Here is a 12972-nt window from a genome sequence, read left to right as displayed (position 1 = left end):
TGTGTGAAACGAGACGCTTTTGCGCGTTAGTAAAATGCTTGGCATCTAATGCAAGAGACAGCGTGCCCCTAATATCAATTGCTTGATTAATTGCTTCATTATTTGCGTCGTTTTTTCAACACTATTTGCGTTGTTGTTGTCATTGAGAGGCTGACAGTTGGAAACCGAACGATTATTCGTTTTATAGCCTTTAAAGTGATAGCCATGCTTGAAATAGCTTCTAAGTAGCGCACTCAGAAATGGTGAGTGGCTTGCAATGGTGTTAACAGGGTCATTGCTTGCTGTTTCAGTGGTAGAAAGCGCCATAAACGACAGTTTTTCCAAGGTTACCGACACGCTTTTAAGTTTTTTAAACAATGCATCGAACTGCTGTTCTAAGTAGCGAAATGCTGGCGCGTTAGTTTGCTTCAATTCACTAGTGCTTTTCGAATAAAACGCGGAGTTTGAATCGCTAGCGTAGCTTGAGCGGTTAACCATGGAAGGGTCATTAGTTTTAGATAAAGTCGAGGCACGGCTAGAGACGTTGGGTGCATCTGACGCTTCAAAAAACGTAAAATCGACACCATAAAACAGCACCCGTTTTACTTCAGCTAATTGTTGGCTAATTTTGTTTTTTCCGCTGTTTTCAGTGTCTGAGATGTAACTTGTTTTAAACGCCTTAAGGCCTTGTACTAATACACATTGGCCTTTATTTCCTGCAAAACCTTCATCGTCAAAAACCTGCTCAATGTATGTCTTAGCGGGTTTTGAAAAGTGAAATAGTTGGCTCGCTAATAACTCGGGTGTAGTTAAAATAAGTAAGCAGTCACTATCTTCTAACGTTCCAACTTTATTGCTTTCGTCAGCCCAGACTAGGTTTGCTTTTATCACGAGAAGCGCCCTTTTGAGGCTTTGGGGCGAAAGCTTCTCACAGCGAAAATAAAAGTGATAGCCGTAAGACAAAGTACAACGGTAAGCGCGTTGTGTTCGAGTTTTTCATAGAGCGCAAATCGCAGTAATTCTACGCCGCTACTAAAGGGGTTAAAGGCACAAATTTGATACAGCCATTCGCTGGCCTCACGCATTTTCCAAAGCGGGTATAGGGCGCTTGATAGAAAGAACAACGGGAAAATGACAAAATTCATTACCCCGGCAAAGTTCTCTAGCTGCTTAATATAGTTTGCCAGTAATAATCCTAACGAACCTAAAAACAATGACAGTAGCGCAATAACAGGCAACGCATAAACGTATCCCAACGCAGATAGGCGTACATCCAGTAAAAGCGCAAAGGCAAAGAATATATACACCTGAATAGCGCTTACCAAGGTGTTGGCTATAAGCTTGCTGCCTAGCAGAAAAGGGCGGGGAACCGGGCTTAACAGCAGTACTTTCATGCTGCCCATTTCTCTGTCGTACACCATGGACAATGAACTTTGCATACTATTAAAAAGCACAATCATGGCGGCAAGCCCAGGTACAATGTACTCTTCGTACAAAATATAACTCTCGTAAGGCTCGGTCATTGAAAGACCCAGGGCCGAACGAAAGCCTGCAGCAAAAACAAATAGCCAAAGCAGCGGGCGCACCAATGCACTTAACAGGCGTGTACGTTGCTGCCAGAACTTTAGCATCTCTCGGGTAAGTACGCCCACAAAACAGCGCCAATACATCAGGAGCCTTCCTGCATCAAATGCTGCCAAAGGTGCTCAATATCCTGTTGATGATACTTGGCTAACAAGGCTTCACATTGGTCGTGGGCTAACACACGTCCTTTCGATAAGACTATCAAGTTGTTGTTGGGCTTCACTTCTTCAAATAAATGCGTGGCCCACAGTACACTTACGTTTTGCGAATGAGCGAGTGCTTGTACTACCCGCAAAATAAGATGACGGGATTCTATGTCTAAGCCAACGGTAGGCTCGTCTAATAGCAGCAAGGATGGCTTGTGAATAAGGCAGCGAGCTAACTCGACCCGACGTCTGTGCCCGCCATTTAAGTTGCGAATTTTTGTGTTGAGCTTGGTCGTAAGATCAAGCTCGTCGAGCAGGCCTTGAATATGAGATAGCGCGCTAGCGGTACTTATGCCGTGGAGCGAAGCAAAGTAGGACAAATTTTGTTTTACTGATAAGTCGATATCTAAGGTACTTTGCTGAAATACCACGCCCATTTTCGCCATAATACTTGTGCGAGATTGAGACAGGGTAGCACCATCAAAGGTAATACTGCCTTGCGTGAGTTTTTGAAGACCCGTAATAAGCGCAAATAAGGTACTTTTGCCTGCGCCATTTGGCCCAAGCAGCATGGTTAAGCCAGGTTTTAGGCAAAGGTATATATTGTCCAGCGCGTGGTGACCGCCGTACTGATGTGAAACCGCTTGAACCGCTATTTCCATTTAACCGCCACGCCCCAAGGGTAACGCCCCACTTTTACCGTATGCTCTACGTTTAACGTGTGGGTATTGATGACAGAAATATCACCGCTTACACCGTTAGTGGTCAGCAATAAAGACTGATCTTGATTAAACGCTAATTGCCACACTCGTCGCCCAACCAAAATGTAGTCTTCCACTTCAAAGGTATCGGTATTGATGACCGCTATGCGATTCGCTGGGCCAAGCGCCACGAAGGCGTAGGGCTTATCTTTCATAAGCACAATACCCACTGGCTGAATCTTGTCGCGATAAACACCTTTAATGGCAAAGGAAAGGGTTTTCACTTTTTGCTTAGTAGCAGTATCGAAAATACTGACGGTGCCACCTATTTCCGAGCTTACCCAAAGGTACTTGTCATCTCTGGTAAAGTGAGCATCTCTGGGTCTTGCGTCAACCAAGCTATTTGCAATATTTTCATGCGTTTTGGTATCTATCCAGTGCACCATGTTAGTGGTTTCTGATGTGACGACCATCATGCTGCCATCGTGACTCACAGCCAGCCCCTCAGGCTCTACGCCCACATCTATCTGAGAAATGACCTGAGCCGTTGGAATGTCGATAACAGTAAGAAGGGCATCGTCTTCATTAGCTGTGTAAATAGTGGTGCCGTTAGGATGTAATGCTATGGTTTCAGGATCTGCACCTGAGGGAAGATCGCCCACTATGGAATGGGTAGACAAATCCATAATTTGAATGCGATCAGCATCAGAGGCACAGATATACGCGTGGGACTGGTCTGCACTTAAAATAAACCCTCGGGGGCGCTCTCCAACCTCGATAGTTTCAATCACATCAAATGTCGTCATATCAATGACAGATAGCGTGTTGTCTTTTTCGTTAGTGACATACGCTTGAGGAAGTGCAAAGGCTTGAGGAAGTGCAAAGGCAAAGCTTGCCATTAAACTGCCAAGCAAGAGTGCAAAGCGATAGCTCATAACTTGTCCTTACAGGTAGTGTGTGTTGCGCCTAATGTGTCCAGTTCGTTGGTTTGGTGCAGAAAGCCTTCAAGGGGCGCATGAGTCACCAGTGCGTCTTCGTGGGCCAGCGCAATAGGCTGACGAAATTGGTGGGTGTAGGGGCGAATAGAAAGAGGGCGACCTTTATAGGCACCCAGCGTGTAGTGGTCGCTAAGCAAGGTTTTAAATATTCCCTGCTGCGTTAAATTGCTTCCCTGCTGCGCAGCATTTGCCACCGCCGTTACCGCAAGATACGCGGCGAAGTCGACTTCATTCATGTGTCTGTTAAACGTATCGTTAAAACGGCTTTGAAGCTGACGGGCGCCCCATTGTTCGTGGGTAAAGTGCCAACCTAGTGCTTTTAGGCCGGCAGCGCCTACCACAGGTACGGGATAATAGGTGTTAAAGGGTAGGCTATACGCGAATTGCGCCGCGCTATCGGCGGTAAAAACAGCCTGATAGGTTTCTGTTGTTCGCGTAAATTGAGGAATTTCAGCAAAGGCAGCCCTGCGTAAATCAAAACTGTCCTGCCACTGTTTAGTGTCAACAAGTGAAAGCTTGAATTTCTTAGCGCTGCGTTTGAACGCGGCTAGGTATGCAGCATCGTCAGCGGTTTTTCCGTAAACTGCAAATATCTCGTCAATACGCTTAGTGCGAAACCACTGGGCTAGCGCGTCGGCTTTCATCTGATAACTGGGGATCGTATGAAACAAGGGCAGGCGACATGAATTTTGTCTAAGTAAATCATCGCTATTAGCTACGTTAAAAAATACGGCATTAGGAAGCGTGTTTTGAATAGTGGCAATCAACTGCTCAATTGAGGCAGCCATTACCTCATCACTGCTTTGCATATCCAGCAGTACAACAGGTGCAATATCGCCTTGCTGATTGCTGCTTATTTCTTTGTGATTTGCGTTAGCACTTGAACTAGAGTGCTGGTGTGTTTTAGCTAAAGAAGCTTGCAGTTCGCCGATAGAAGGCACACTGATTTCAGTTAACTCAAACTGATAACCAAGAAATTTTCCCGTGATATTGGCATCCTCTATCGCCACACTTGCGCCAGCTGTCCCTTCATTGCTGGGGGACTTTAAATAGTCTGGTGTGCCTGGTGGAGATGTGCCCGCAACTTTTATGTAAATGACCACAATAGTGGCAAAAGAGGCCTGTGGTGCAGCTTGTTGAGTATGTGAAGGTTGCGCTTCATTAAACGCGAGCGCGCTGTTTAAAAACGACAACAGAACGCAGCAAAAAAGTGACGCTACACACTTTTGATAACGCTTACCGGTTAATCGTCTTTCAACCGTGCTTTTTACACCCTTTGCCATATACCACCCCGAGCTCAGCTGCATGCTTTTGCTGATATCTGTTTGTCTGACATAAGGGTATATGGCAATTTTCCCGAAGAACATCCTCCTAAAGGAGGAATGCTATGGCGCTAAAGTAGCATTAGTAAAATCACGCTAACCCCTTAGTATGCTTAAGAAGTTCGATTAAATAAGTGGGTAAGCTGTGCAGTTAGTTAAACCTTTTCGAGTTATTTTCATTTTACTCTGCCTGATAACGGGTTCTGCGCTTTCTGCGTTCGGGGAAGCAAGATCGTTAGACGATATTAAAGACAGCGGTTTAATTAGAATTGCGGTGTACACCGACTATCCTCCATTTTCATTTATTGAAAACGACAACCCCACAGGTATTGATATTGATATCGCCCGTGAAATCGCGAGCGCCCTTGGTGTTGAGCTAGAACTGATATGGATGACACCAGGTGAAACGACAGAGGACGATTTCAGAAATTACCTATGGAAGGGCCATATAATTCATCGCATTAAGGCTGATGTGATGATGCGCGCACCTTACGACCCAAGCTTTTCTCAAAAACGTGACGACGTGGGCTTGTTGGTTAATGAGCTTGTTCATATGTTTGCCCCTTATCAGCGTGAAAGCTGGCAAATCATTCACAACACGCAAACCTTGCCCGAAGTGGAAACCATGGGCATGTTTCAGTATCACACGATTGGGGCGGAAATAGACAGCATTCCCCACTTTTACTTAACGTCAGCGTTTGGCGGCCGATTGCGAGAAAAAACATCGCACTATGGTTCAAACGCAGAAGCGATTGACGCAATGAAAGCAGGAACCGTCGAAGCGGTAATGGGATTGCGCTCGCAAATATCCTACCTCAGTCAGTTTGTTGATAATGAGCAATATCGCCTTGCAAGCAACGCGTTTCCGCTTATTGGAAAGCAAAAGTGGGACATAGGACTTGCTGTTCATACTAATTATCGCGCACTAGGCTATGAAATTGGTGATGTAATTACGCGAATGGTGGTAGAGGGTGATATGCAACGGTTATTTGAGAAATACAAAACTATTTATGAGATGCCGCCTTATTTTGCGGGGAATGAAAGTTCAGAATAAGATAATTCAGTATAAAAGCATGTGACCAATAGCGTTCAGAGCGATAGTACATTAGGCAATAACTCTATGGCCAATTGCCTTCTTACCTCTAGCGCCGTTATCAGTCACGCATTAGTTTAAAAAGACGTGAAAGCGTAAAGGTGTTAAACAAAAGGGAAAATAGCCCTTCATTCCTCCTCCTAAAGGAGGAGTCAAATCACTCCGCTGTTGCATAGGCATCGACATCCCCCCTAGCTATGCTAATCCTAACGAATAGTCTGAAACAGACCATTTATGGCCTACATGCAACTAGGAACCGTTATGAATAATAATATGCCAATTAAAAAACTTGCCCTATCTATGCTGGTTTGTGCAAGTGCGTTAACTCCTGTCCATGCTGTTGTCACCGACAAAGATATTCAAAATGACCACGTTACCACTGACGACGTAGTGACGTATGGAATGGGCTTGAAAGCTCAGCGCTATAGCCCGTTAACCGCCATTAACCGCGATACAGTAGAAGAAGTACGTCCTGTGTGGGCGTTTTCATTAGGTGGTGAAAAGCAGCGGGGTCAAGAATCGCAGCCTCTGGTAAAAGATGGTGTGATGTATGTAACCGGATCTTACTCTCGTGTGTGGGCCATCGATGCGAGAACTGGTGAAGAGCTATGGCAATATGAAGCGCGTTTGCCAGACGGCATTATGCCTTGCTGTGACGTGATAAACCGTGGCGTTGCGCTTTACGATAATCTGGTCATATTTGGCACCTTGGATGCCAAGTTAGTAGCACTGGATAAAGACACGGGCAAAACCGTTTGGAAGAAAAAGGTTGAAGACTATCGAGCGGGCTACGCCATTACTGCAGCGCCTATTGTAGTTGACGGAAAAGTCATTACAGGGATTTCCGGTGGTGAATTCGGTATCGTCGGTAAAGTGTATGCTTACGACGCGAAGTCTGGCAAACAGCTATGGGTTAGACCTACCGTTGAAGGGCACATGGGGTACTTATGGAAAGACGGTAAGAAAACCGAAAATGGTATTTCAGGTGGCGCGCCAGGTAAAACATGGCCTGCTGATTTATGGAAAACCGGTGGTGCAGCAACGTGGTTAGGTGGTACTTACGACACAGATACAGGCTTGCTATTTTTCGGTACGGGCAACCCTGCACCGTGGAACTCTCACCTACGTCCGGGCGATAACTACTTCTCGTCGTCGCGCTTAGCTATCGACCCTAATACAGGAAAAATTGTGTGGCACTTCCAAACCACGCCGCACGATGGCTGGGACTTCGATGGCGTAAACGAGCTTATCTCGTTTGATTACCAGGAAAACGGCAAGACAGTGAAAGCGGCGGCAACCGCCGACAGAAACGGCTTTTTCTACGTCCTTAACCGCGAAAACGGTGACTTCATTCGCGGCTTCCCGTTCGTTGATAAATTAAACTGGGCAAAGGGGCTAGATGAAAAAGGTCGACCTATCTACATTGAAGAAAATCGCCCAGGAAGCCCAGCGCAATCAGCTGATGGTAAACAAGGCGCACAGGTTGTTGCTCGCCCTGCGTTCTTAGGCGGTAAAAACTGGATGCCAATGGCCTATTCAAAGGATACTGAACTCTTCTATGTGCCTTCAAACGAATGGGAAATGGATATCTGGAACGAGCCTACCTCTTACAAAAAAGGTGCAGCGTACCTTGGTGCGGGTTTCACCATCAAATCAGTGAATGAGGACTTTATCGGCGTACTTAAAGCGATTGACCCTAAAACAGGTAAAACCGTTTGGCGCTACAACAACTTCTCTCCACTTTGGGGCGGCGTGTTAACCACAGGTGGTGGTTTGGTTTGGACCGGTAACCCTGAAGGTTATCTGATGGCCTTTGACGACAAAACCGGCGAAATGGTTTACAAGTTCCAAACTGGCTCAGGTATTGTTGGCTCTCCAGTGACATGGGAGATGGATGGTGAGCAGTACATCTCTGTACTATCTGGATGGGGCGGCGCAGTGCCATTATGGGGCGGTGAAGTTGCAAAACGCGTGAAGCACTTCAACCAAGGCGGCACCGTGTGGACGTTTAAATTGCCTAAGCGCTATCAGCAGGTGGCAAAAAACTAACCTTAGCTGAGCAGTAGACAGTGATTAATACATGGCCAGCGCCTACGTGCGCTGGCCTTTTTTTCTTCACCTATTCATTTACCTGTTGGCAAGGTAAGTCTTCACATTCTTATGGGCGTTATTTCGACTCTGACTTTAGCACTAACGTTGAAGCAGCTATTGTAAAGCTTGCGCTTTCAGTGGCTATCATTGTGGCCTCCTACCAAAGGAGGAGCCTTTCAAAACCAAAGTAGAGTTACCCCTTATTTCCTCGTACGTATACTTAATTCATAGTCTTTTGAGGATGTATGAATTATGAAAACAAAAATATCGATGTTGTTTGCGGCACTCGTGGTAACTGGCTTGTCTGGCCACGTGCTTGCACATGGAAATGTTATCCCTCAAGGAGCAGATAGCTCAGCTATGCCGCCAATCACTGATGGCGATGAGTCTGAAAATGGCTGGGTGTTTGAAAACCCATATCGAAGCCTTGATGAAGAAACCAAAACGAAGGTCATCAAGTTTGGTGAGTCAGCTTATGCAAATAACTGTGCAGGTTGTCACGGCTTGCACGCGCAGTCTGGTGGAATAAACCCAGACCTTCGTGAACTCGACCCAGAAAGTTTTGAAGACGACGAATGGTTCGTTGAGCGCTTGCGTTTTGGCTCGGCGAAAGGCATGCCTGCACTTGGCGGTATTCCTGAAGGTCAAACCGATCCTATCTTAGACCAAGAGACACTTTGGGCTATTAAAACCTACGTTGAAGCACGTCGCGTTGTGGCCATTGAAGAGGGTGAGATCGAAGCAGATTAGGGCGACGTCTGTTACGCCTTTTTCGCCGGGTTAACGTCGAGTTACCCGGCGCTTTTAGTTTCCAATACCGTCTAACAACACATCAATAGCTTCACTCTTCACTGTTTATAAACTTAAAATGCGCTTAACAAAGACGTATTTTCATCACACCAGCTGTAGTTTACTTAATATTCCAAAGGCGAGGGCGGTAATAGGCAGAGATGCCAATGTGCTCACTGCGATGATACTTGCCGCCAAACGATAATCACCGCCTAAGTTTCTAACCATGACATAGCTTGCTGCAGCAGTAGGTGAAATGGCGAGAAGAAGAACAATGCCCAGTTCCATACCTCTAAATCCAAAAGCATAGGCAAACGCGACTAATATGGTGGGATAAACCACGCATTTACTGGTTGTGCTAAGCACAATGTTAAACCAGTCACTGGAGAATGAGCGGAACTGTAGGGAAGCACCAGTACAAATAAGTGCAAGTGGCAGTGTTAGCTGCGCAAAGTATTCACCGGTTTTTATCAAGGTGGTGGGCAATTGCCATTCGAAGTAAGAGAAGGGGAGCGCTGCCGCGATAGAAAGAATTAGCGGGTTTTTCGCCATGCCAGTAACTTGACCCAATAAAGAACGCGACGTGCCTTGATAAAAATTAAGAACAAAGACAGACAATACGTTAAACAATATAGTAATACACCCCATATAGACCGAGGCTACAGCAAGCCCTTCTTGCCCATAGGTATTGGCACAATAAGCAAGGCCAATAATGCCCATATTGGCTCTGAAACCGCCTTGTACAACCACACCTCTGGCTTTGTACGGATGTACGGTCAGATGAGAGGTAATCATCAGAGCGGCAAAAACAATGAGCGTGCCCATAACCCCAACGCCTATCAGCGATAGGTTGGCGGCTTTAGAAAAGTCTGCTCGCGCTATCGATAAAAATAACAGCGCAGGGAGCGCAACGTTAAATACCAGTTTAGATCCAGCTTCTATAAACCCTTCATTGAGCCATTTAATGCGAAAAAATAGCCATCCCATTAACAGAAGGATCAAAACAGGAATCAGCGTGCTGGTAATAAAACTAAGCATAAAAGATACGTAAGCCTTTACATGTGGAAACGAAACAACACAAAAACGCATTTGTAGAATATTGATGAATTTAACCTATTCACAAACGGTTTTGATAAGCGTAACTTAATATTTATATAAGAAAGGGGTGCCGATACAAAAGCTAGCCCTGTGTTCAAAAGCCCCTATTCAAAAGAATTGATGTATGAAAGCACTTCTTTTATTTATTGGTTTTGTAATAGTTAATTGCTTGTGGGGCGGGCTCTCTCACGCTTACGCTAAAAGTACTGCGTCTTTAGATAAAATGCAGTTAGTTAACGACAAGCTGTGGATGTATTACGAGGAAGGTAGTCAGCTTACTGCTGAAGACATCCTGACTAAATATCAGCAGAATACACTTATAAAAAATACTAATGGGCGCGTTAGTTATGGGTTCACTGGTAACACGGTTTGGGGTGTGTTGGCTGTTGAATTAGATACATATGGTGTTCTTGTTACTCGTATTGCTAATAATAGCCCAATAAACGTACCTTTTCTTCCTCTGAAAATAGAAATAGATAATGCGTGGCTAGACGATATCGACCTCTATTTTTTCGAAAACGGTCAAAGAAAGCGTCATGTAAAACTTGGTGATAATCAGGTGCATAGTGCTCGCTTTGAAGACGCAAGAATGCCTTCCGTATTCTATCGATTTACCCAACCTGAAACGCTGGTGGTTTTTAGATTTTCCTCAGAAGATCCTATGACGATCCCCATATACGTAGGGCCACCAGTAGTTGCTAAAAACAAGACAACGGAAAATGCGTATTTTTATGGCGCGTTGTACGGCGCACTCGTTATTTTATTGGTCTACAACTTGGTTCTATACTCCTATCTCAAAGAACGGCGCTACCTGCTTTATTCCTTATACCTTCTCTCGTTTTTGCTATTTAACTTCACTTATACCGGTCATGGTTTCTGGTGGCTTTGGTCAGAATCGATATTCCTTCAACAGTGGCTTTTGCCCGCGCTAATGTTTTTGTATTTGTTCAGTGCGGTAAGATTCACCATCGAGTTTCTTAATACCCAACTCTATCTACCAACGCTCTATCGGTGTAGGAAGTATATCTATGGCGCATTGGGCGCACTCGCTGTCATCATTGTGTTGATTGGAAGTCGCTCTTTCGCGGTGATGTCGCAGCTTGCCGTTTTAACAACAATAGCGATTTGGATGTTGTTGATAGGAATTTTTGCCTACCGTAATGGCGACACATTAGCTAAATTTTTCCTTCCAGCCATTTTATGCGGAACCGGCGGTGCGATGGTGTCGAGTCTAGCCACATGGGGGCTTATTCCATACTCGAAATGGGCATTTAGAGGCATTGAAATCGGTATGGTGTTGGAAATGTCTTTGCTATCTATCTCACTGGCATTTAACTACAAACAAGTACAGCAAGCGCGCAGAAACGCCGAGCGTGACGCAAGGCTCGATCCACTTACGTCGCTTTATAATCGGCGAGCTTTTGAAGACTTGGTTTATCCTATTTGGGAGATGGGAAAGCGCAGTAATAAGTTCATGTCGGTTATGCTCATTGATATTGATTGGTTTAAAGGTATCAACGATAAATATGGTCACGACATGGGTGACAAGGTGCTGAAAAAAGTCGCTGAAGAAATTAAAGGGCAAGTTAGGGGCTCTGACATTACCTTTCGCTGGGGCGGCGAAGAGTTTTTGGTATTTTTGCCCAATACTCGGGTGCATTACGCCAAGCAAATTGCCGAGAATCTCCGCGTACACCTTTTCACCCACGACATTAACAAATTCATACGAGTGACAGTAAGTATAGGTGTGGCAGGAACCTCGCCAGGCGAAGAGGATATTAATGTTCTCATTAAACAGTCAGACCAAGCCTTGTACCTAGCGAAAGCAAAAGGTCGAAACAAAAAGTGGTGCTTTGGGAGGAAGATTCAGAATAAGAGGAAATAACCAAGAGGAGAAATAAAGGGAAGTATCTAGCTGATTTATAAATACAGCATTCTCACGTATGATTCTGCTTTTCATTTTCTCAGAGTATCCTTTTCATGTATCAAGATTTTCAAGCAGAGTTGGCGTGGGCTAGCCTTCATATGCCGCGCACTCGTAATGCCATTGCATCACTTCCCGATCTGTCGAACGTTAAACTTGCTTGCAACATGCATTTAGATTTGAAAATGGCGCCTTTGGTTGAAGGGCTACTTTCACGAGGATGCGACATTTTTCTTACCACGTGCAACCCCACTACAGTGCAAGATGACGTGGTGTCTTACCTTGTTGATAAAGGCGCAACGGCCCATGCATGGCGTGATATGAGCGAGGCTGACTGGTCTGAGTCATTCGATAAAGCGCTGGCGTGGCAGCCTACCCATTTGTGTGAAATGGGCGCTGATCTGACAACTCGACTTCACGAAAATATAAAAGCAAATAAACCAGTACCGAGCATTGTATCGGGCTTAGAAGCAACGGGCTCTGGCATTAACCGTTTAAATGGTATGGCGCCAAACTATCCAATATTTAACTGGGATGATTTACCAGTAAAAGAAGGGCTTCACAACAGGCACATGGTGGGTTTAAGCGCATGGCAAACCTTCTTCCAAACCACTCATCTAACCCTGCACGAAAAAGTAGTGGTTGTTATTGGTTATGGTTTGGTAGGGCAGGGCGTTGCCGCCTCGGCTAAAGCGTTCGGGGCACAGGTTCAAGTTGCAGAACTTGATCCAGCAAGAGCACTTCAAGCGAAATACGACGGCTGGCCAGTGGTTGATTTAAATGAAGCTGCTAGCCAGGCTGATGTTATTGCCACTGCAACTGGCGCGTATGGCGTGGTGAATTCGAGTCATCTAGACAACATGAAAGACGGAACGTTTATTTTAAACGTAGGCCATGTAGCCCAAGAAATTGATGTGCCTTACCTTAAAAACAATGCTACTCACAGTGAGCCAATGCCTTATGTAAATGCCTATAAACTGGGCGATAAAACTCTGTATCTTCTAGCCGATGGCTCTATGTTTAACTTAACTGCGGGCTATGGTGACAGCATTAATGCCTTCGACGTAACCTTGGCCGTCATGGCTGCGGGCATCGGCTATATCGTGAATGAAGGTGCAAAAAGCGAAAAAGGCTTGTACTTGTTGCCAGAGGCCGCGTGGAAAAGTGCGCTTTAAAGCGCTGCAAATCATAAGAGAGTGTTTAACTTTTAGTACGCAGTACAAAAGGTCTAGCCACCTCTGCTTATC

The 12972-nt window shown here is 45.3% G+C and carries 11 protein-coding genes; 5 read left to right on the top strand and 6 right to left on the bottom strand.

Going from position 1 to position 12972, the window contains the following annotated elements:
- Positions 1-45: 45 nt before the first annotated feature.
- Genes MASE_RS20300 through MASE_RS15415 form a run of 5 tightly spaced genes read right to left on the bottom strand, consistent with a single transcriptional unit; the run spans position 46 to position 4691 of the window.
- Positions 46-870 (bottom strand): hypothetical protein, encoded by an 825-nt coding sequence (locus MASE_RS20300; RefSeq protein ID WP_014950670.1) that lies wholly within the window; start codon positions 868-870, stop codon positions 46-48.
- Positions 867-1649 (bottom strand): ABC transporter permease, encoded by a 783-nt coding sequence (locus tag MASE_RS15430; protein WP_014950669.1) that lies wholly within the window; start codon positions 1647-1649, stop codon positions 867-869. The genes MASE_RS20300 and MASE_RS15430 overlap by 4 nt, the downstream gene beginning before the upstream one ends.
- Complete coding sequence (locus MASE_RS15425; protein ID WP_014950668.1) at positions 1649-2371, bottom strand: ATP-binding cassette domain-containing protein; 723 nt, start codon at positions 2369-2371, stop codon at positions 1649-1651. Before MASE_RS15425 ends, MASE_RS15430 begins: the two co-directional genes overlap by 1 nt.
- Positions 2362-3345: a PQQ-dependent catabolism-associated beta-propeller protein gene (locus MASE_RS15420; RefSeq protein WP_014950667.1), complete on the bottom strand. Its 984-nt coding sequence runs from the start codon at positions 3343-3345 to the stop codon at positions 2362-2364. Before MASE_RS15420 ends, MASE_RS15425 begins: the two co-directional genes overlap by 10 nt.
- A complete protein-coding gene (locus tag MASE_RS15415; protein WP_231506571.1) occupies positions 3342-4691 on the bottom strand; it encodes an ABC transporter substrate-binding protein in 1350 nt (449 codons plus the stop codon). Before MASE_RS15415 ends, MASE_RS15420 begins: the two co-directional genes overlap by 4 nt.
- Before the next feature lie 184 nt (positions 4692-4875).
- Between MASE_RS15415 and MASE_RS15410 the strand changes: the two genes are divergently transcribed.
- The 3 genes from MASE_RS15410 (at position 4876) to pedF (ending at position 8664) form a co-directional block, all read left to right on the top strand.
- Positions 4876-5784, top strand: coding sequence for a substrate-binding periplasmic protein (locus MASE_RS15410; RefSeq protein WP_014950665.1), 909 nt, complete (start codon positions 4876-4878; stop codon positions 5782-5784).
- A 300-nt stretch (positions 5785-6084) separates the two neighbouring features.
- Positions 6085-7872 carry a PQQ-dependent methanol/ethanol family dehydrogenase gene (locus MASE_RS15405; RefSeq protein ID WP_014950664.1) on the top strand — a complete coding sequence of 596 codons (1788 nt, stop codon included), beginning with the start codon at positions 6085-6087 and terminating at the stop codon, positions 7870-7872.
- A gap of 294 nt (positions 7873-8166) precedes the next feature.
- Positions 8167-8664, top strand: a complete 498-nt coding sequence (gene pedF / locus MASE_RS15395) for a cytochrome c-550 PedF (protein WP_014950662.1) — start codon at positions 8167-8169, stop codon at positions 8662-8664.
- Positions 8665-8808: 144 nt separating this feature from the next.
- Here pedF and MASE_RS15390 read toward each other — a convergent pair whose 3' ends face one another.
- The gene (locus MASE_RS15390) at positions 8809-9741 is read right to left on the bottom strand and encodes an AEC family transporter (RefSeq protein WP_014950661.1); all 933 of its coding nucleotides are present in this window, start codon (positions 9739-9741) and stop codon (positions 8809-8811) included.
- 184 nt (positions 9742-9925) lie between these two features.
- On the opposite strand from MASE_RS15390, the gene MASE_RS15385 reads away from it, so the two are divergent.
- Positions 9926-11686 (top strand): sensor domain-containing diguanylate cyclase, encoded by a 1761-nt coding sequence (locus MASE_RS15385; RefSeq protein WP_014950660.1) that lies wholly within the window; start codon positions 9926-9928, stop codon positions 11684-11686.
- 95 nt (positions 11687-11781) lie between these two features.
- Entirely contained in the window at positions 11782-12900 is a 1119-nt protein-coding gene (locus tag MASE_RS15380; protein WP_014950659.1) for an adenosylhomocysteinase, read from the top strand.
- Positions 12901-12972: the final 72 nt, after the last annotated feature.

The organism is Alteromonas macleodii ATCC 27126, assembly GCF_000172635.2.
GTDB lineage: Bacteria > Pseudomonadota > Gammaproteobacteria > Enterobacterales > Alteromonadaceae > Alteromonas > Alteromonas macleodii.
The sequence above is the reverse complement of the archived record's forward strand: the minus strand, read 5'-3'. Positions and strand labels throughout refer to the sequence as shown.